This window comes from Pseudomonas sp. NFPP24, from assembly GCF_900112095.1.
Taxonomy (GTDB): Bacteria; Pseudomonadota; Gammaproteobacteria; order Pseudomonadales; family Pseudomonadaceae; genus Aquipseudomonas; species Aquipseudomonas extremorientalis.
This window is the reverse complement of sequence record NZ_FOKD01000009.1, coordinates 119,844-139,157: the sequence shown is the minus strand read 5'-3', so window position 1 is coordinate 139,157 and position 19,314 is coordinate 119,844. Positions and strand designations below refer to the sequence as shown.

Annotated in this window: 17 protein-coding genes; 5 read left to right on the top strand and 12 right to left on the bottom strand. The window is 57.6% G+C overall.

Going from position 1 to position 19,314, the window contains the following annotated elements; all coding sequences use genetic code 11:
- Positions 1-288 precede the first annotated feature (288 nt).
- Both BM026_RS20225 and BM026_RS20220 read right to left on the bottom strand, forming a co-directional pair.
- On the bottom strand, positions 289-1,347 hold the full coding sequence (locus BM026_RS20225; protein ID WP_093529844.1) for a diguanylate cyclase: 1,059 nt from the start codon (positions 1,345-1,347) through the stop codon (positions 289-291).
- 192 nt (positions 1,348-1,539) lie between these two features.
- The gene (locus BM026_RS20220; protein ID WP_093125459.1) at positions 1,540-2,166 is read right to left on the bottom strand and encodes a TetR/AcrR family transcriptional regulator; all 627 of its coding nucleotides are present in this window, start codon (positions 2,164-2,166) and stop codon (positions 1,540-1,542) included.
- Between the two features lie 123 nt (positions 2,167-2,289).
- Between BM026_RS20220 and BM026_RS20215 the strand changes: the two genes are divergently transcribed.
- The 3 genes from BM026_RS20215 to BM026_RS20205 all read left to right on the top strand — a co-directional run bounded on the left by BM026_RS20215 (position 2,290) and on the right by BM026_RS20205 (position 5,849).
- On the top strand, positions 2,290-3,339 hold the full coding sequence (locus BM026_RS20215) for an MBL fold metallo-hydrolase (RefSeq protein ID WP_092247111.1): 1,050 nt from the start codon (positions 2,290-2,292) through the stop codon (positions 3,337-3,339).
- Between the two features lie 384 nt (positions 3,340-3,723).
- Positions 3,724-4,200, top strand: coding sequence for a hypothetical protein (locus BM026_RS29400; protein WP_256575532.1), 477 nt, complete (start codon positions 3,724-3,726; stop codon positions 4,198-4,200).
- Between the two features lie 110 nt (positions 4,201-4,310).
- Entirely contained in the window at positions 4,311-5,849 is a 1,539-nt protein-coding gene (locus tag BM026_RS20205; RefSeq protein WP_256575439.1) for an amidase family protein, read from the top strand.
- Positions 5,850-6,007: 158 nt separating this feature from the next.
- Here BM026_RS20205 and BM026_RS20200 read toward each other — a convergent pair whose 3' ends face one another.
- From BM026_RS20200 to argH, 7 genes are all read right to left on the bottom strand, one after another.
- Positions 6,008-6,388 (bottom strand): helix-turn-helix domain-containing protein, encoded by a 381-nt coding sequence (locus tag BM026_RS20200; protein WP_092247114.1) that lies wholly within the window; start codon positions 6,386-6,388, stop codon positions 6,008-6,010.
- A 94-nt stretch (positions 6,389-6,482) separates the two neighbouring features.
- On the bottom strand, positions 6,483-7,430 hold the full coding sequence (locus tag BM026_RS20195; protein WP_093529842.1) for a hypothetical protein: 948 nt from the start codon (positions 7,428-7,430) through the stop codon (positions 6,483-6,485).
- 54 nt (positions 7,431-7,484) lie between these two features.
- Positions 7,485-8,654: an MFS transporter gene (locus BM026_RS20190; protein ID WP_092247120.1), complete on the bottom strand. Its 1,170-nt coding sequence runs from the start codon at positions 8,652-8,654 to the stop codon at positions 7,485-7,487.
- Between the two features lie 149 nt (positions 8,655-8,803).
- Positions 8,804-9,625: an ABC transporter substrate-binding protein gene (locus tag BM026_RS20185; RefSeq protein WP_093529840.1), complete on the bottom strand. Its 822-nt coding sequence runs from the start codon at positions 9,623-9,625 to the stop codon at positions 8,804-8,806.
- 25 nt (positions 9,626-9,650) lie between these two features.
- Complete coding sequence (locus BM026_RS20180; protein WP_016974699.1) at positions 9,651-10,415, bottom strand: amino acid ABC transporter ATP-binding protein; 765 nt, start codon at positions 10,413-10,415, stop codon at positions 9,651-9,653.
- A gap of 24 nt (positions 10,416-10,439) precedes the next feature.
- Positions 10,440-11,318, bottom strand: a complete 879-nt coding sequence (locus tag BM026_RS20175; protein WP_058427255.1) for an amino acid ABC transporter permease — start codon at positions 11,316-11,318, stop codon at positions 10,440-10,442.
- A gap of 97 nt (positions 11,319-11,415) precedes the next feature.
- Complete coding sequence (argH, locus tag BM026_RS20170; protein WP_093529838.1) at positions 11,416-12,843, bottom strand: argininosuccinate lyase; 1,428 nt, start codon at positions 12,841-12,843, stop codon at positions 11,416-11,418.
- A gap of 193 nt (positions 12,844-13,036) precedes the next feature.
- Here argH and BM026_RS20165 point away from each other — a divergent pair, with 193 nt between their 5' ends.
- Positions 13,037-13,996 (top strand): LysR family transcriptional regulator, encoded by a 960-nt coding sequence (locus BM026_RS20165; RefSeq protein ID WP_093529836.1) that lies wholly within the window; start codon positions 13,037-13,039, stop codon positions 13,994-13,996.
- A gap of 270 nt (positions 13,997-14,266) precedes the next feature.
- A complete protein-coding gene (locus BM026_RS20160) occupies positions 14,267-15,811 on the top strand; it encodes a Fic family protein (RefSeq protein ID WP_093513951.1) in 1,545 nt (514 codons plus the stop codon).
- A gap of 79 nt (positions 15,812-15,890) precedes the next feature.
- On the opposite strand, the gene BM026_RS20155 is transcribed toward BM026_RS20160, so the two are convergent.
- The 3 genes from BM026_RS20155 to BM026_RS20135 form a co-directional block, all read right to left on the bottom strand.
- Positions 15,891-16,535 carry an HAD-IB family hydrolase gene (locus BM026_RS20155; RefSeq protein WP_033901931.1) on the bottom strand — a complete coding sequence of 215 codons (645 nt, stop codon included), beginning with the start codon at positions 16,533-16,535 and terminating at the stop codon, positions 15,891-15,893.
- 308 nt (positions 16,536-16,843) lie between these two features.
- Entirely contained in the window at positions 16,844-18,094 is a 1,251-nt protein-coding gene (locus BM026_RS20145; protein ID WP_093529834.1) for a ribonucleotide-diphosphate reductase subunit beta, read from the bottom strand.
- A gap of 553 nt (positions 18,095-18,647) precedes the next feature.
- Complete coding sequence (locus tag BM026_RS20135; RefSeq protein WP_092242420.1) at positions 18,648-18,917, bottom strand: DUF2790 domain-containing protein; 270 nt, start codon at positions 18,915-18,917, stop codon at positions 18,648-18,650.
- Between the last annotated feature and the right edge of the window lie 397 nt (positions 18,918-19,314).

Genomic DNA, 19,314 nt, shown 5'->3' with positions numbered 1-19,314 from the left:
GTTCTTTTATGTGTGTTGAATAGCATGTGCGGTGCTCGGGCAAGCAGACTCTGGGGTTTCCTTGGATATGCGCCTGCCCCCGTAAGGCGTACGCCATACGGTTGACTTGCTCATTGCCAGCTTCCTTGTGCTGACAGAGGGGGGTGGGACAACGGGTTCAGAGTGATCAGCCTGACAAGAAGTTCGCCCGTGTGGGAGGACCTTTTTTGGGTAGGCGACCAGTGGTGGCATTATGCTTTCTTGTTGGGTGCTTTCTGGTCTTTTCAGACGAGGAGTCGTAGGACGACTTCAGGCGGAATGGGCGATCACTTCGTCGCTGACATTGACCCGGTTGCGCCCGGTGTCCTTGGCGGCGTACAGCGCGCGATCCGCTGCATTCAGCCACATCGCGGCATCGCTGAAGAAGGGTTGGAAATCGGCCAGGCCGATACTCAGGCTGACCCGCAATTCGGGGATCTGCGGGATGCGGTAATTGCTGAAAGTTTCGCGCATGCGTTCCATGATTTCGGCAGCCTGTTCCAACGGCATTTGCGGAAGAATCACACAGAACTCATCGCCCCCGTAACGACCGGCCAGGTCGTTTTCCCGCAGGTTGCGCCGCAACTCCAGGCTCAACTGCCGCAGTACCGCATCGCCGACGATATGGCCGTGGGTGTCGTTGATCTGCTTGAAGTGGTCGATGTCGATCAAGGCAATGGTGGCGTGGCTCCGCTGCTGCCGGCACTTGTGGAACTTGAGGTGCAGCAGGTCCTTCCAGGAACCGTGATTGAGCAGCCCGGTGAGGCTGTCGGTGCGGCTCAGGGCGCTGAGGGCGCGCTTGTGTTCGGACAGTTTGATTGCCAGTTGATAACAGACCATGCCGATGGCCATGGGGTAGAGCGTCAGCATCGGCAGGCAGGTGTAGACCTGCAGCAGGCTGACATCGGGGTTGAACCGGATGCCGAACAGCGCGCCGGCCACTTCGATTCCAAGCCCTTGTGCGCACAGGCCACGCAGGAACAGGCGCTTGCCGCCGGCGGCGACATTATTCATGGTCATCATCGACAGAATGGTCACGGCCGTCAGTGGCGTGAACTGCGTGGCGGCGGCCCAGAAGCCGCCGAGCAGCGAGTCATACAGCAGGTTGCGTTGTTCTGCCTGGTAGGGGTACTGCGAGCGGGCCGACAGTTGATACGCCACATGCGCCCAGGCAAACCCGTTGAACAGCAGGAGTGCCCACACCCAGCCCGGCATGGCGAGAGTGTAAAGGGCGCCGCTGACGCTGATACAGCCGATAGAAAGGCCGATGATCCTTGGCTTGTAGATACGCTTGGCAAATGAAAGCCCTTTGCCTTGTCTGTTTTCCATAAATTCCTGGGGCAGCTGTTTTTTGCAGATACGGTGGCGCACGTTCGCTGGATCAACCGTTGATCGGATAATGCCTGTGAATATTGTCAGTTATTCGCGTGGGAATAATCAGTGTCCTTCCAGGCCATTTGCGCAAAACAGAGGGCGAATGCGTCAAAAGCGACCTGGAATGTCGCTCACACAACAGGTTTTTTATGGCTGGCGGGGCAGGGTGACTTCGTAGCCGGCGAGGAACAGGTCGATGGCCGACTCGATCACGCTGGCCTGGTGGGCGGCATCCAGGGTGGGTTGGCCGAGGGTAATCTGTGGCCAGAAGGCGAAGGCCTTGAGCAGGCTCTGGATCTGGTGGGCGGCGAAGGCCGGGTCGGAGCAGTTGAGCCGGCCGTCTGCCTGGGCGGCGCGAACCCATTGGGTGAAGCCTTCTTCGCGTTGGCTCAGGCGGGTGACCATGTCTTGCGCACGTTCCGGCGAATGGATGGTGGCGGCGATGGCGACCCGGGCCAGGTCGAGGAAGTTGGTGTCCGACATCATCTTCATCTTCGCCTCCAACAACCCGCGCAGTTGTTCGCGCAATGGGCGGTCGCTGGCGTAGCTGACGTCAAGTTGGGCGACGCTGCTGGCCCAGAGCTGATGAAGAATTTCTGCGAACAATTCTTCCTTGCTGGGGAAGTGGTTGTACACGGTGCGCTTGGATACGCCGGCGGTGGCGGCGATCTTGTCCATGCTGGTGACCTCGAAACCGTTTGCGCGAAATTCGGCGATGGCCGCAGCCACAATGGCTTCGCGTTTACGGTCGGTGAGGCGTTGAGGGGCAGTCATGGGTGGGGCTCGGCTCTTGGACGAAAATTACACTCGGTAGTTTACTTGCTCCGGGTTTTGTTGCAATCTTGAAACTACACTGTGCAGTGTAATTTATAAGCGATCTGTAGGAGTCACCCGGTAATGGCCACGATCTCGTCCCGTGTCGATTCTTCGCCAGCAGCGCCCAAGCAAGGCCAAGGGCACTTCAGCAACGATGCCCCCGTGCAGCACGGTGGCTTCGGCAAAACCTTGCGCATTTTCTGGAACATGCTGTTCAACAAACCCCGCAGCACGCGGCCGGTGGGGCAGATTCCGGTACAACCGCTGACGCGCGAGCAATTGCTGGCGGCCCCGGATCACAGCGTATTCCGCCTTGGACATTCCACCGTGTTGCTGAAAATGCGCGGTAAATTCTGGGTAACCGACCCGGTATTTGCCGAGCGCGCCTCACCGTTCAGTTGGGCCGGCCCCAAGCGCTTCCATCAGCCGCCGATCAGCCTTGAAGAGTTGCCGCCCCTGGAGGCAGTGATTCTGTCCCACAACCACTACGACCATCTTGACCGCAAGGCTGTCGTCCAATTGGCCGACAAGGCTCGTTATTTTCTTGCGCCGCTGGGCGTGGGCGACATCCTGGTCAAGTGGGGGGTGGATGGCAGCAAGGTGCGCCAGCTGGATTGGTGGCAGGGCACCGAGGTGGATGGCGTTCGGTTTGTCGCCACCCCTGCGCAACATTTTTCCGGGCGCGGTCTGTTTGATGCCAACCAGACCCTGTGGTGTTCCTGGGTGATGATCGATGGACCTCGGCGGATTTTCTTCAGCGGTGACACGGGTTACTTCGACGGTTTCAAACGCATCGGCGAACAGTACGGTCCATTTGATCTGACACTGATGGAAACAGGTGCTTACAACGTCGACTGGCCCCATGTGCACATGCAGCCAGAGCAAACCCTGCAAGCGCATATCGACCTCAAGGGCCGCTGGTTGCTGCCGATTCACAATGGCACTTTCGACCTGGCGTTCCATGCCTGGCATGAGCCGTTCGACCGCATCATGGCCCTGGCCTGGGAGCGCAACGTGTCGATCACTACGCCGCAGATGGGGCAGGCGTTCAGCTTGAATCAGCCAGAGCGTGGAGGTGCGTGGTGGCTGGAGGTGGAAACCCAGGGGGCACAGGAACACCTCGCAGGCTGACGGAGGAGGCTATGGAAAAAGGAGTTTTCAAGCTGTTTCAGAGCTGCGACAGGCGCCAGGCAACGGTGCGATGATCCCCGGAAATTTATGTGTCGGGGGACATATTTCATGGAGTGCAAATGTAAGAAATATTGGCAGGCGGGGTTGCCCTGTCCGACGGGGCAACCGGTGTCTGCGCTCACTGACTCGTCAGCCCAGGCAACGACAGCCCAAGAGCATACAAGCCCTCGTGGTATCGTTTTCGGTGTCGATCCCCAGGCTCATGGCACCCGAGGGGGCGTCCCGATCCCGGGGTATGACGCCCCGGGACTTGCCCTCAAACCCCCGCGCGACCCGTCGCTGTCATTGATCGCATTGAGTGGTATTGACCCCTCGGGGCCGTTGATGGCTGAAGTCCCTCCCGTGATGAACAACAGCCCCTTCACCCGCACTCAGGTATTGGTTGGCTGGCGCATAGGGTTTGCCAACCGTTACGTTGGACCCGGTGCAAGCGAGGCCGTCGACCACAGTCCTGCTTTCCTACAAGCCCTGGATACCTTGCGCTCGGCGGGCGCGCAACTGGTGGCGCTGGATGCCTTGCGAGGTGACAGGGCCAATCCATTCGTTGCGTATACTCGCAATGAGATCGATGAGCGCGTCGGTGAGCAAAGTCTTGATGCCCTTGTGTCCGAAAGTAAAAGCGCAGCGTTTCATGGCGCGTGCGCCAGCGGGTATCCCGGAGCATGCGAGCTGCTTGAGGACGGGACGAAACTGTGGTTTTACGGTGCTCGTTGGGCCGGTGACCGCATACTGGTACTGGTTCGGTTCTATCGTCGGTTACTGAAAGATTCCTTGCGGATGCCTACATCGAGTAGTGAATGATCGGACCCCGGAGCAGGATTAGCCTCAACGGTTGTCCACGGGGGACTTCTTAGACTGATGTCGGGTTATCGACCGATAGCCTGACATTCAGTCAAGTAGTGAGGCAGTTTATGACCGGACCGATTATCGCAGGCGGATTAACAGACGGTGTGCTGCAGGCACTTTTGAATCAGCCGCAAGGCTTCAAGAGTGCCTTTCAAATGTCAGAGGAAATGGCAAAAGGCCAAGCCACTTCAGAATCGCTGGTTAACGACTCGCTGAAACAAATCGCCAATATTGATCGCGGGTTGCAAGGTGGCAACGCGTTTATAGAAATCAACCCCGATGCCCGCAAGCAGGCGCAAATGCGCGATCAGGAGCGTGCCAGAGGCATCACTCGTGGATATCTACACGGCGTTCCGGTTGCGTTGAAAGACGTTTTTGAAACCAAGGACCGTATGCAGACAAGTGCAGGTTCCAAGGCATTGGTAGGCGCACCGGCGCCAAAGAACGCCAAGGTAGTGGACAAATTGCTGAAGGCTGGTTCGGTGGTTGTGGGTAAAACCAACATGAGTGAATTTTCCAACTTCCGCTCTGAATTTCCCGTTGATGGGTGGAGTTCCCGAGGTGGCCAGACGCTCAACCCTCATCGGTTGGGAGGCCAGGTGGCTGGGTCGAGTTCCGGTTCTGCTGTTGCGGTTGCCCAAGGGCTTGTTGCTGTGGCGTTAGGGGTGGAAACCAGTGGTTCGATCATTACCCCGGCGGCCTACAACGGTGTTTTCGGTCTGAAAACCACGGTTGGACTGGTCAGTACCGAGGGTGTCATGATCAGTTCACGTATGGATACGGTAGGCACCTTCACACGTATTGTCCGGGATGCGGCAGAGGTACTCAACGCAATGACCGAAAGCAAGCGCTACACTGAAGGCCTGAGGTCTGATGCCTTGAAAGGCAAGAGAATTGGCTACACACCGCTGCCTGAACTGTCTGAAGAGGATGCCAAAGACCCAGCGAAACGGGCAGACCGAAAACACTATGAGGCTGCAATAAAAGTGTTGAAGGATAGGGGCGCTATCTTGGTTCCGGTCGGACAATTGGATGAAGGCATTACTGAACAAAACTACAAGGACTATAACGAAGCGTTGTTTGCAGACGTCAAACAACAACTGGAAAATTACCTGGCAGGTCGGGAGGGGTTGCCGGTCAAGTCGATCTCGGAAGTGATAGCTTTCAACAAACGTCACTTGCAGCCAGGAGAGCCTGACCAGAAGCTTCTGGAAATCATCAACGATCTGAAAGTGACCCAGGAGAGGCGCGATCAGTTGTGGCAGGATATCGTTCCGATTTTCCAGAAAATCATCGATGATCCCATCAAAGAACACAAACTCGATGCCATGGTGTCGAACTTTCTTTCTCACAACTATTATTACGCCGCCGCCGCGGGCTACCCGGGCATGTCCATCCCGTCCGGGATGGATGATGAAGGTATGCCGACAGCGCTCTATTTATATGGCACAGCTAAAAGTGAAGCGACCTTACTCTCGGCTGCTTATGTCTATGAACAAGCTTCCCCGTCGATCAAGGAACCCGCCTTTCTTCCGGGGACGCCCTTCTCGCCAGCACCCGTTGATACAGGCGCCACTATAGAGGAACCTACAAACCTCGCATAAGGTTGATTCAACCTCTGCTGGCAGATGCACAGCAGAGGTCCGTCTCCCTTGATCAACTCGAACCGTAGCGTAAGGCGGGTTTGCGATGTGACAGGTTTGGCCCCAGGGCCAGGGGCCCAAATTGATGCGCCGGGCACTGCAACTGCAGGCCTGAAGCGCTACACACCATTAGGTTGTGGCGTTGGTGAGTCAAGTGATGACGAAGTTGCGCCGATCAACCGAGAGATGATCCCTTGCGCCGCGTGTTCGGTTGTGGCGGTGTCAAAGCGGCGCGCACTCATCCCCCACCCCGGCGCAAACCCCGGGAAGAACGCCAGCCCTTCAGCTTCCAACCGAAACGCCAATGCCAGGCGGGTTTCATCCCCCACGTCGTATTGATTTTCAAACTGTTGAACCGCTTCGACCGCCACGCCGGCCTGAATAGCCAGGTGTTCCCTGCTCCAGCCCAGCATCGCGCGCGCTTGCACGCTGTGTTTGGCGGTGAATTGATGCAGGACGATCTGCTGTTCTACGAAAGAGCTCATTGCCAGAGAGGACATGGGTTTTCTCCAGGATTCGACGGGGGAGGGCAAACTATACTGTGTTTTTGTACAGTTGTTTTGACCGCTCATCAACTGGATGTTCAACGACCCGTTATTCCACCCCTGGCGCCTCGCGAATGATCAGGTGATCCAGGTTCTCGATATTCGCGCTGAACACCCCGAACGTCTGCTCGGGGTTTTTCTTGCTCGGCACCTGTTTCAGCTCCGGCGTCACCCCATAGAAGAAGCAGTACAACGCCCGCTCACTGTCCACCGCCGCCTTGATCTGCTCCAGGAATGCCTTGCGCTTGCGGTAGTTCTCGATGAGTTTCTTGCTCAGGTAGACGTTGACCGAGTAGGGCTTCTTGTCGAGCCACGCCTTCTTTTCGAAATCGATGCGAAAGCTGCTGGTGTAGTCCTTGATTTCTTTGATCTTGCCCCAGTAGATCAGGCCCTTGTTGTCCTGCAGGTATTCGATCTTCTTGAAGAACGTCCAGTAGGTGGCGGTGTGGTCGCCGATCTTCAACGGCATGGACTTGAGCTTGTCCTTGTCGTCGATGTTGGACACATAGCATTCCACCGGGTGGGCGAACACGCTGGTTTTGTCTGGTGTGGTGTCGCTGGCGCCGTGGGAAACGGAGCTGCGGTCTGAGGGGGTCTTGGTTGGTTCTAGTGGCATGCTTCCTTCGGTGCCCGCCAACGGGATCTTGCGCTCGTACTGGCGGCGTGTGAGGACAAATTCCGATGGGAAATTGTCCTCACGCTCGTCATCACTTTCGCCGGCGGTGGTCTTGTGCGTGCTGGCGTAGCGGCAGCCATCGATGTGTTGGGTGCTGGTCTTGTTCTTGAAGTGCGGCGTGCGCAGGTAATTGACGTTTTTGGCGTTGAAGGTGCTCAGGGTATTGTTGGTATCAAACGCTGCCCGGCATTCGTCGTTGGGGCACAGGAAGCGATCTCTGTCGGAATCGAAGTCGGCGGTTTCGTCGAAATTCAGGTCTCGTACGTCGTAGATCGACAGCTTGTCATCGAGACTCAGGCTGTAGGCCGTATCGAATTTCATGGGGCGCTGGTCCGTGGGAGGTTTCGCTATTAATAGCGGGATCCTGGGTAAATATCAGCAAGAACCTGCTACCCGTCGTCCACTCAAGAAACACAAGGTGCCACCTACCGCAGTCAGTGCCCCCAACGCATAGAACATGCTGGCCGGCGTGGCATTGATCAACAGATAGCCGCAAATCACTGGGCTCATTGCCCCGCCAAATGCCGCCAGGTTCTGCGCACCGTAGTAACTGCCGCGCAGCGCATCAGGTGCGATGGTGTCGATAAACAGGAACTCGGAGGGGTAGATGATCATCTCGCCCAGGGTGAACACGAACATTGCCAGGCACCAGGTGACCAGGCTGTTTGCGAGGCTGAAACCGATAAGCCCGGCAATGAACAGCAACGTACCTAGCACGATCCAATAGCGCAGTTGCTCACGCTTGAGGAAACGGCCGATCTGGTACTGCATCAAAATCACAGTGATGGCATTGCAGGCCAGTACCGCAGACAGAATCTTCAGCGCCTCGGCAGGTTTGTAGGCTACGAGCAAAAACTGCGACAGATACAAGGTGTAGCGCCCATGGACAATGGTGCTCAGCAGGCTGCCGCTGGTGAACAGAATCAGCGTGCGGTCGTTGCGCAAGGTGCGCAGGGTGATGAGGAAACTCAAGGGCTTGTTGCTGTCATCCCGTTGGGTGGGCGGGATGCCAATCATCAGGAACAGGCTGCCAAAGGCGATCGCGCTGGCGATCAGGAACGGTGCCAGTTGCATATGGCCGGCAATCACGACGCCGACCATCGGGCCTGTGGCGTAGCCGACGTTGGTCAGTGTGTAGCGCAGGGAAAACACCTTGGCACGCTCGCCCACCGGCAGGTTCTCGCTGATGATGGCTTTTGAGCCAATCAGGAACAGCGCCGACGCCGCTTCGGTGATGACCAGGGTCAGGGTGGTGAGGTAGAGGTTGCTGGCAAAGGTCAGCAATAGAAAACCGATGGAGCTGGAGAGCATGGCCAGGATCAGCAGCTTGCGCTTTTCCAGGCGGTCGATGATGTAGCCACCGTACAGGCCCAGCAATGTCGCGATAAACACCGCGATGCCCATCAGCAAGCCGATGTCCTGCTGGTTCAGGCCCAGGCGGGTACTCAGCAACAGGGCCAGCAACGGGCTGGTCATGGCGCGGCTGACCACGATGGTCACCGAGCAAATCATCAGGCGGCGGATTACCAGGGAGTAGGTGGCCACGGTGGGGCGGGTGTCCTTGTTATCTTTGTGGACAACGAAAATCCAGGGTGGGAGGGGGCTTGCCCCCGATGGCGGTGGCTCAGTCACCAGATGCTTGGCTGATAGACCGCTCTCGGGAGCAAGCCCCCTCCCACATTGTTCAGATCGAGTTATTGGCCGGAGTTGATGGTGATCTTCTCGACCGCACCTTGCTCCAGGTCCCACTTCTTCAGAATCTTGCCGTAGGTCCCATCATCGATCATGCCTTGCAACGCTTCACTGATCGCCGTGACCAATTCTGTGTTGCTCTTCTCAATCCCAAGCCCGGTGAACTGCTTGGAAATCGCCAGGCCCACCGGCTTGTACTTGCCTTTATCCAGCGACATCAGATAAGGAATGGTCTCGCTGCCCTGCATCGCCGCGTCCAGGCGGTTCTGTTGCAACTGCGCCCGTGCATCCGCCGAGCCCTCAGTGCCGATCACCACGATCGCCGGCTTACCCGCCGCTTCGCAGTTTTCCTTGCTCCACGCGGCAATTTCCGACGGCCAGGTGGTACGGCGGCTGGTGCCGACTTTTTTACCGCACAGGTCAGTCAATTCCTTGAGGTCTTCGCGCTTGGCCAGGGTGTAGAACTGCGGGCCGCTGGTGAAGTAGTCGATGAAGGTCACGGCCTTCTGGCGTTCGGCGGTGTCGCTCATGCCCGACAACACGATGTCCACGCGCTTGGTGGTCAGGCCGCTGAGCATCTGCTCGAAGCCGGTTTCCTGCCACTTGATCTTCACGCCCAGGCGCTCGGCGAGGGCGTTGCCCAGGTCGAAATCCAGGCCGGTGATCTTGTTGGTGGCCGGGTCCTTGAAGTCCATCGGCGGGTAGTTCGGCACGATGGCCGCGCTGATCTCACCCTTGTCCTTGATTGCCGCCGGCAATGCCGCGAAAACAACGGAAGAGGCCATCAGGCCTGCGAGCAACGTGGGGATAACTATTTTCTTCATGGAGGCGTTCTCGTTTGTTTTTTAGTTAAGTGCGAACGGCAGAAATAAAGCTTTGGGTACGCGGGTTTTGTGGGCTTATTAGAATTTCTTCGGGGCTGCCGGCTTCCACAATCTGGCCGGCATCCATAAACACCATGCGGTTGGAGACCTCGCGGGCGAAGCCCAACTCATGGGTGACCACGATCATGGTCATGCCAGTGGTGGCCAGGTCGCGCATCACCGACAGCACTTCTCCTACCAGCTCCGGGTCGAGGGCTGACGTCGGTTCGTCAAACAGCATCAGCTTGGGGCGCATCGCCAGCGCACGGGCGATCGCCACACGCTGTTGTTGCCCGCCGGACAACTCCACCGGATAGGCATTGCGTTTGTCCGCCAGGCCGACGCGGGCCAGCAACTCCAGGGCGTCCTCGGTGGCTTCCTTGGGCGAACGCTTGAGTACCTGGCACGGGCCTTCGATGATGTTTTGCAGCACGGTCATGTGCGGGAACAAATTGAAACGCTGGAACACCATGCCGGTGGCCAGGCGCTGGCGGGCAATCTGCGATTCATTCATCTCATGCAGCTTGTTGCCGACCACGCGGTAACCCACCAGTTCGCCGTCGACCCACAGGCCGCCCTTGTCGATTTTTTCCAACTGGTTGACGCAGCGCAGCAGGGTGCTTTTACCCGAGCCGGACGGGCCGATGATGCACATCACTTCGCCTTGCTCGACCTCGATATTGATGTCGCGCAGCGCGTGATACTGGTCGTAGTACTTGTTCAGGTTGACGGCCTTGACGATGCTTCTCATGGGGCAATTCTCCTCAACCCAGACTTACGAACGCTTGCCGGCGCCGCGGGCAAAGCGGCGCTCGAGGCGGCTTTGGCCAAATGAAAGAACAGTCACCACCGCCAGGTACCAGATGCCGGCCACAATCAGCAGTTCCATGACCCGGGCGTTGGCGTAATAGATGTTTTGCGCGTTGTGCAGCAGTTCCGAATACTGGATCACGCTGGCCAGGCTGGTCATTTTCACCATGCTGATGAACTCGTTGCCTACAGGCGGAATGATCACCCGCATGGCCTGCGGCAGAATGATCCTACGCAGTGCTTGTAGGCTCGGCATGCCGATGGACTTGGCGGCTTCGTACTGGCCGGTGTCGACCGAGAGCAAACCGGCGCGCACCACTTCGGCGGTGTACGCACCCTGGTTGATACTCAGGCCGAGCAGGGCAGCCACGAACGGCGTCATCAGGTCGACGGTGTCGATGCTGAACAGACCGGGAATCGCGATCACCGGGAAGATCAACGCCAGGTTGAACCACAGCAGCAGTTGCAGGATCAGCGGCGTGCCGCGGAACAGCCAGGTGTAGGTGATGGCCACATAGCGCAGGATCGGGTTGGCCGACATGCGCATGATCGCCGTGATCACCCCGATCACCACGCCCAGCGCCATGGCCAGGATCGACATGACGATGGTGTTGACCAGGCCCCAGAGGATGGCCTCAGACGTGAGGAACTGCCCGATGTAGGACCATTCGATCTGGCCGTTGGCGAAGGCACGCAGCAATGCAGCCAACACGATCACGATCAACGTGGCAAAGAACATCCGCCCGTAATAACGACGCGGCACGTGTTCGTACTGCGTGATATCGAACTGGTTCTCGGACAACTTGCGCTCGGCTGCCAAGCGCTCGGCCGGGGTTTGGTTCATGGTGAATCTCCAAAACTTACAACGCTCTAACTACTGTACGCGGTCCAAATGTGGGAGCTGGCTTGCCTGCGAAGACGCCAGCCCAAACACCGCAGATTTAAATCCGGAACCCCTGATAACTCTCTGCCCACTGCTGTTGAGCCGCTAATGCGGACTTCAACCGCCCAATCTGCTCCCGAACCCGCTCCGGCGCTGTTCCACCCCACCCACTGCGCGCCGCAATCGCCGCTTCCAGGGTCAGGCAGTCGCGCACTTCTGGTGTGAGTCGTGCATCCACCTCCGCTAACATCGCCGGCGAGGCTTCCCACAACTCAATCTCATGCTTCTCACAGGCCTGCACCAACGCGCCGGTGATCTCGTGGGCCTCTTTAAACGGCACACCACGGGTGGCCAACCAATCCGCCACCTCAGTCGCCAAGGTGAAGCCCATCGGCGCCTGACGCCGCAGCTCTTGTACCTGCACCTTCATGGTCGCAACCATTCCGGCCATCGCCGGCAACACCAGCAGCAATGTATCCACGCTGTCCAACACGCTGTGCTTGTCTTCACTCAAATCGCGGTTGTACGACAGCGGCAATGACTTGAGCGTCGACATCAAGCCGGTCAGGTTGCCAATCAAGCGCCCAGCCTTGCCCCGCGCCAATTCGGCAATATCCGGGTTCTTTTTCTGCGGCATGATCGAGCTGCCGGTAGCGTAGGCATCGTCCAGCACCACCCAGCGAAATTGCCGCGAGGACCACAGGCAAAACTCTTCGGACAGGCGCGAAATATTCACCCCGAGCATGCCCGCCACAAACAGGAACTCCGCTACATGGTCACGGCTGGCGACGGCGTCGATGGAGTTTTCGCACGGCCCGGTGTAGCCCATTTCCTTAGCGGAATGTTCTGGCTGACGGGCAATCGCAGAACCTGCCATTGCGGCTGCGCCTAAAGGCGACAAAGCCGTGCGTGCATCCCAATCCACCAAACGCTGTACATCCCGCAACATCGATTGGGCATGGGCCAGCAAGTGGTGGGCGAACACAATCGGCTGCGCCTGCTGCAAGTGGGTGAAGCCGGGGCAAATGCTCTCGATATGCTGCTCGGCCTGATCCACCAGCGCCTGCTGCAAACCCAGTACTTCAGTGGTGATGGTGCGCGCATGGTCCCGTAGGAAAAGGCGCAAATCGTTGGCGGTCTGATCGTTACGCGAACGCCCGGCGCGCAATTTTCCGCCCAGGGCACCAAGGCGCTCGGTCAATACGCGTTCGATGAAGGTGTGCACGTCCTCGTCATCCAGGGTCGGATGCAGCGTGCCGGCGGCGAAATCTGCGCCAATACCGTCCAGCGCGTCGAGGGTGCGCAGGGTCTCCGACTCATCCAGCAAACCGGCGCGCTGTAATTCACGGGCATGGGCACGGGAGCCGGCCAGGTCGTAGGGTGTCAGGCGGAAATAGCGCTCAGGGCAACGCGACAACGCGGCCAATGCAGCAGACGGGCCGGTCTTGAAACGAGCGCCCCAAAGGCGGTCGGTGGGCTGGGACATGGTTGTTCCTCACGCTTGTTTTTAGAAGAGTCGGAGGCAGTAAAAATAAGTTTTCAACTAGACTGAACCAGCGTCTGACGCGCCGTATTCAAGGTTGCCAAGGGCGGATGTTTATGTTCATTATCGCCGCCTGGCTATGTTCAAGGATTGGGTTGAAGCCTGTTGAATATGGCACTTGAGGTCAACGCGTATTATGGAAACCCCACTTTCCACTTCTGGAAACCTGCTACCCAAACCCGGCACAAGACCGCCCCTGCAGTTGAGCGGGCTGGACTTCAAACTGCTGCGCGTGTTCATGGCCGTGGTCGAAGCCGGCGGCTTCAGTGCCGCGCAAAACGAGCTGAACGTGGGCCTGGCGGCGATCAGCAAACAGATCTCCGACCTTGAGATTCGCATCGGCATGCGCCTGTGCACCCGGGGTCGCGAAGGGTTTGGGCTGACCGAAGAAGGCAAGTTGGTGTATCAGGCGTCCATCGAGTTATTTACCTCGGTGGACAGTTTTCGCGACAAGCTTAGTTCGGCGCAGAACGAGCTTATTGGTGACCTTAGTGTGGGGGTTATTGATAACACGGCGTCCGACGTTAATTCCCCGCTCATTGCCGCGTTGGGGAAATTACATAGCGAATCGCCAAAGATTAGATTGCGCCTGCATGCCTCACAATTGGACGAAGTTGAACGCGGCGTGGTGGAAGGGCGCTTGATCGTCGGCATCGTGCCGGTGTACCAGCGCCGTGAAGAATTCGACTATTTCCCGCTGTATGAGGAAAAGGCCCACGCCTACTGTGCCGTAGGACATCCACTGTTCAACGCGAGTGAAATCACACCGGAAGTGCTGCGCCAATACGAAGTGGTCAACCATCGCTATGCGATTCATCGCGACAAGGCCAACTTCGTCAACTATGACAGCCAGTCCGCGTCGGCCTCACAAGTCGAAGCCGTCGCGATCCTGATCCTTACTGGCCGTTTCCTCGGCTTCTTGCCCGAACACTACGCCACGCCCTTGGTAAGAGAAGGGCGCCTACGGGCATTGTGCCCTGAGCAAGTTCACCTGAGCACGGCCTTCAACCTGATCCTGCGCCACAACGCCCCACGCAGCCCGATGGTAAAAGCCTTCGCCACAGCCTTGGGCGTAGACCTTAAAGCCACGGCATAACACTCAAGCCGAACACCGTCCCTCCGAGCGACAGCGATCAACTGTGGGAGCTGTCGAGCCCCAGCGAGGCTGCGAAGGGATCGCCTCGGTCTCCTGCCGGCCCCTCAACTCGGATGGCTGCCCTTTAGGTTGTTATCGTTCTCAAATGAAATGGCTGATTTGTTAGCAAATTTTAGAGCGCGTTAGCGTTTTCGTACTCGCAAAATTATCGTTTTCGCCTACTATCCCCCAATAGTTATCGTTTTTTATCGTTCGTTAGGGGATTCGACCATGCAGGTAGGCTTCAAGGCGCTCGCTGACCGCTACCGTATCTCGCTGGCACAGCCACTGCGCGTCGAATCGGCAATCGGTACGACTCGCATGAGCCACGAGAGCAATGGACATGTCGAGCGTAAGTATCCACTCAGCTACCAACCCTCGGACGACTTCGCTGGGCATTTCGAGTTCGGGCTCAAGTACGAAGAAATTCACCTCGAATTCTTCGCTCGCCTATTTGCTGCAGCCGGCCCTGAGCCCGTCGAAGCCTGGTGCCGGCAAACGCCTTTTGGTCAATATGCCCGCCGCACCGGATTCCTGTACGAGTGGTTAACCGGACTGCACCTTGATGTACCAGATGTTACCAATGGCGGCTATGTCGATGCTGTTTCATCACAGCATTACCTGACCCGAGTTGAGCCTTTGCGTATAAGGCGTTGGCGCATCAACGATAATCTTCCCGGCGTACCTGCGTTCTCTCCCTTGATCCGTCGCACCGAAGCCGTGCAAGAAGCGTTGCAGTTTGATCTGGGCGCAGCACTGGGGGAGCTGAACCAGACCTTTGGCGCTGATATCCTGATGCGCACGGCGAGTTGGCTGACGTTCAAGGAGTCGCGTGCCAGCTTTTTGATCGAGAGAGAGGCAGACAAAGCCGACAGGATCCAGCGGTTTGCCCACGTGATCGCCAAGTACTGTGGTCACATCGAGAATCCGTTGAGTAATGAAAGCCTGCACACCTTGCAAGCCGGTATTTTGGGGGAAGAGGCGCTAGGGCTGGGCTTACGGCACTCACCGGTCTTCGTGGGGCAGGCCACTATGCGCGAGGACATCGTGCATTACATTGCGCCGCCATTTGAGGTGCTAATGCAATTGCTCGACGGCTTGAAAGCATTCGAGTTGGCAACACGGGGCGCTGAGCCGCTGGCCCGGACCGCTGTAATCGCTTTCGCTTTTGTCTATATCCACCCTATGCGAGACGGCAATGGTCGGATCCATCGCTTTCTGATCAACGATACCTTGATCCGTGATAAGGCGGTGCCTGAAGGCGTAATCTTGCCAGTGTCGGCCACAATCACAAGTTCGATTGATTTCCGGGCACGTTACGATCGTACGCTGGAGGCATTTTCGCGGCCATTCATGCAACGCTACGCTGGCTCCTATCGATTTGGAGAACTTGTAGTCTACGAGGACGGAACCCGCAGCAATCTGGTCTTCGATGACTACGACGATGCGCAATTCGCGTGGCGCTACCCAGACTTGACCGACCAAGTCTTGTATACGGCACAGGTAGTGGCGCACACGGTTCGTATAGAGATGGCTGATGAAGCGCGTGTGTTGGTCATCTTTCAGCGCGCCCAGGAACGGCTAAAAGAAGTGCTGGAAATGCCTGACCAGGACGCAAACCGAGTCATTCGCTCGTTAAAGGAAAATGGCTGGCAGGTATCGGGGAAATTGAAGAAAGCTTATCCGCAGCTGGAAGTGATTCACCTAGCCGAACGGGTTGTGGAAGCGGTGCGATCCGCATTTGAAGATCAAGAATTGGGTAGCGGGGACGATTGATCGGAATGGGCCATCCGCGCACTGGCACCCCATGCTAGTGCGCGACCCACGGTCTACCCGCCAACCCCACCCACCCGCATCACCGCTGCAACCGAGCCCGCTTCTTCTTCGCATGAAAATGCCGAAAATGCGCATCCTGCGCCGCCGCCAGCAACTCCCGATCCCCACGCGTATCGCCCCAGGCCCGCAGCCGATACTCGCCCAAATCCCCGTACACCGCCTCAAGCCGCAACACCTTGTTCTCACACCGGCAGTTATTCCCGGTGAGCTTGCCAGTCAACACCCCGTCGACCACCTCAAGCTCCGTACCGATCAACTTGATCCCCAGCCGATTGGCAAACGGCTGCAACACCAATGCCGGCGACGCCGAACACAGCGTGACCTCCGCCCCGGAGCCCAACTCCTGCTCCACCGATAACACCCCTGTCGGCCGCATCAGCCGCGCCCAGGTCTTCTGGCAATACTCCTCGGCCTTCTGCTGCACCCACGCCTTCTCCACCCCGGTCATAAAGGTGCGGATCAACTGCGCCTTCAACTCATCCCGGCTGATCTGCCGCACCAGAAAGCGCAGCCCCGGCACCGCCAGCTTGACCATCCGGCCGTAGAACTCACCGGGGCCAAAGGCAAACTTGAGGAAGGGCACGAAACTGTCGTGGTGGGTCAGGGTGCCGTCGAAGTCAAAGACGGAAAGTACTTTGGCGTCAGCGGGGCCGGCTTCGAGCATGTCTGGGTTCACGGGTTGGCCTCGGTCCTATCGGGTATTTTTTGAGTGTGCATCAGGTGTGACAGCGGGAGTCTACTCCCGTGCCAATCTTCCGACCCTGGCGTAAAGCCCCTCGTTGAAGACGTCCCGGTCACTCGACCGGTGACAACACTGATGGCAATTGGGGCACAAGGCTACAGCATTGGTGATGCGATCCGAACCCTTCGGGGCGAGGAGGTCAGCCTGATGTGCTTCAAAAAGTGGCAATTCACCGCGCACAAAAAAGCCCTGAACACGTCAGGGCTTCATGGGGTTGCTTGGCTCAGGAATCAATCCCAGCTCAGCGCGCCGCCAGTCTGGTATTCGATCACACGGGTCTCGAAGAAGTTCTTCTCTTTCTTCAAGTCCATAATCTCGCTCATCCACGGGAACGGATTCGTCGTCCCTGGATACTCTTCCTTCAACCCAATCTGCGACAGACGACGGTTAGCGATGAACTTGAGGTAATCCTCCATCATCGCCGCATTCATGCCCAACACCCCACGCGGCATGGTGTCGCGCGCGTATTCGATCTCCAGCTGCGTCCCTTGCAGGATCATCTGGGTCGCTTCTTCCTTCATCTCGGCATCCCACAGGTGTGGGTTTTCGATTTTGATCTGGTTGATCACGTCGATACCGAAGTTCAGGTGCATCGACTCGTCGCGCAGGATGTACTGGAACTGCTCGGCCACACCGGTCATTTTGTTGCGACGGCCCATGGACAGGATCTGGGTGAAGCCGCAATAGAAGAAGATGCCTTCCAGGACGCAGTAGTAAGCGACCAGGTTGCGCAGCAGCTCTTTGTCGGTTTCGACGGTGCCGGTTTCGAACTTCGGATCGGAGATCGAGCGGGTGTACTTCAGGCCCCAGGCGGCCTTTTTGGCGACCGATGGGATCTCGTGGTACATGTTGAAGATTTCGCCTTCATCCATGGCCAACGATTCGATGCAGTACTGATAGGCGTGGGTGTGGATCGCTTCTTCGAAGGCCTGGCGCAGGATGTACTGGCGGCACTCCGGGTTGGTGATCAGGCGGTACACGGCCAGCACCAGGTTGTTGGCGACCAGGGAGTCGGCGGTGGAGAAGAAGCCTAGGTTGCGCATGACGATGCGGCGTTCGTCGTCGGTCAGGCCTTCGGGGTTTTTCCACAGGGCGATGTCGGCGGTCATGTTGACCTCTTGCGGCATCCAGTGGTTGGCGCAGCCGTCGAGGTACTTCTGCCAGGCCCAGTCGTACTTGAACGGCACGAGTTGGTTGAGGTCGGCGCGGCAGTTGATCATGCGCTTTTCGTCGACGGCGACGCGGGCGGAGGCGCCTTCGAGTTCAGCGAGGCCTTCGGCGACGTCGAGTTTGTCGAGGGCGGCCTTGGCGCGGACGATGGCGGCGGAGTCACTGGCGGTGACGGCGCGGGCTTCGATGGCCGCGGCAGCGCCGGCACCGTCGAGGCGGTCCATGTTGGCTTCGGTGGCGTGGCCGGCGTTGGCGCCTTTGGTGGCTACTTCGCCTTCTTCTTCTTTGTCGAATTCGTCCCAGCTCAGCATGACGTGTCGTCTCCTGCGTGAGGGCTCAAAGGTGCCCGTGTGAAACCGGATGGTTGGGTGTTCACACGGCCCTGAGGCCGCGGTGGATCTTAAGGAATCGTTTGTTGCAGCTAGCGCACGCATTAAACGGAATAGGCTTACGGGTGCTCTGCGTGAGGCTTGAGGTGCGGAGCGGTGGTTGCTTGCTCCTGCGGGATGCCTCAGGTCTGGCTCTTCATCCCTGTGTAAAGGGATATTGCAGGCCCGATTTACCCGCGCATTGTAGGGGAAAAAAACCGGTTTGTGTTGAGGCGGATGGTCACGGAGACCGGCCAGAATGACGTGTTTTTCGGCCAGAGTGCGGGTTTATAAGGCTTTGCTGGGGTTGGATTTTTTTGACGGGCGGTGGGATGTTTTTTGTGAGGGGAGGAGCGGCGTGGTGCGTCAGGCTTTTATAGGTGCGGTGTGGCAGCTAGCGCTATCGGGGGCAAGCCCCCTCCCACATTTGGGCGGGGTCGGTGCTTTGCCGCAAGAACGATTTCTTGCGGCGAATACGTTCAAACTAACCAAGTGATTAGCCGTTAGAACAACCATTGCCCATCACGTGGTAATTAAGAATATGCCGCTGACCCTGCGAGTCTTCATATTCCATCTTCACCGGTACAACTTCGCACACTTCCGGAATACTGCTCATGGACAGTACTTTTGCCACGTCCAGATGGGTGCTGTAAGTGTAGTCTTCAACGATCGGAGGGTTGCTGCCAGCTACGTCAGTCGGGGCTTCGTCGGCCAGGGCGGCGGTGGCGCACAAGCTGCTGAGGGCCATAACTACTAAAGCTTTCATTTCTCTATTTACCTTCTTCAGGACGAAAGGGGTCACGGGGCCCTTGTGAGGCCACGTGTGTAACTCAAGAGTTGGGAAGTTCGGATTAACGTTGCCTTCGTGGGGGCTGTTGCGTTGTTAATCACTGCTGTATTTAACTAAAGTGCCGTGTTGGCGGAAGTGATTTTAGGCTCCCGGGTTATATTCATATACCCGTGCTTTTGATAAACACTATTGGCGGTTTTTGTAACAATCCGGTGGTAAAGCTTTTTTCACAACGCCGCAAAGCGCCACAGCCCGCGGGCCAGAGCCGCAAACGAAGATATCAGGGCAATTTGTAGGGGCTTGTTACTACCATCGTCGAATGGTTCTATAGGGCTGCCCCGGCTACAACAGGGCCATACAAAAACAACTATGT

Coding starts and splice junctions, on each gene's coding strand:
- BM026_RS20225 (WP_093529844.1), bottom strand. CDS start 1,347: ATGGAAAACAGACAAGGCAAAGGGCTTTCATTTGCCAAGCGTATCTAC.
- BM026_RS20155 (WP_033901931.1), bottom strand. CDS start 16,535: ATGCTCGAAGCCGGCCCCGCTGACGCCAAAGTACTTTCCGTCTTTGAC.
- BM026_RS20145 (WP_093529834.1), bottom strand. CDS start 18,094: ATGCTGAGCTGGGACGAATTCGACAAAGAAGAAGAAGGCGAAGTAGCC.
- argH (WP_093529838.1), bottom strand. CDS start 12,843: ATGTCCCAGCCCACCGACCGCCTTTGGGGCGCTCGTTTCAAGACCGGC.
- BM026_RS20180 (WP_016974699.1), bottom strand. CDS start 10,415: ATGAGAAGCATCGTCAAGGCCGTCAACCTGAACAAGTACTACGACCAG.
- BM026_RS20135 (WP_092242420.1), bottom strand. CDS start 18,917: ATGAAAGCTTTAGTAGTTATGGCCCTCAGCAGCTTGTGCGCCACCGCC.
- BM026_RS20195 (WP_093529842.1), bottom strand. CDS start 7,430: ATGAAATTCGATACGGCCTACAGCCTGAGTCTCGATGACAAGCTGTCG.
- BM026_RS20220 (WP_093125459.1), bottom strand. CDS start 2,166: ATGACTGCCCCTCAACGCCTCACCGACCGTAAACGCGAAGCCATTGTG.
- BM026_RS20215 (WP_092247111.1), top strand. CDS start 2,290: ATGGCCACGATCTCGTCCCGTGTCGATTCTTCGCCAGCAGCGCCCAAG.
- BM026_RS20185 (WP_093529840.1), bottom strand. CDS start 9,625: ATGAAGAAAATAGTTATCCCCACGTTGCTCGCAGGCCTGATGGCCTCT.
- BM026_RS20165 (WP_093529836.1), top strand. CDS start 13,037: ATGGAAACCCCACTTTCCACTTCTGGAAACCTGCTACCCAAACCCGGC.
- BM026_RS20200 (WP_092247114.1), bottom strand. CDS start 6,388: ATGTCCTCTCTGGCAATGAGCTCTTTCGTAGAACAGCAGATCGTCCTG.
- BM026_RS20175 (WP_058427255.1), bottom strand. CDS start 11,318: ATGAACCAAACCCCGGCCGAGCGCTTGGCAGCCGAGCGCAAGTTGTCC.
- BM026_RS29400 (WP_256575532.1), top strand. CDS start 3,724: ATGGCTGAAGTCCCTCCCGTGATGAACAACAGCCCCTTCACCCGCACT.
- BM026_RS20205 (WP_256575439.1), top strand. CDS start 4,311: ATGACCGGACCGATTATCGCAGGCGGATTAACAGACGGTGTGCTGCAG.
- BM026_RS20160 (WP_093513951.1), top strand. CDS start 14,267: ATGCAGGTAGGCTTCAAGGCGCTCGCTGACCGCTACCGTATCTCGCTG.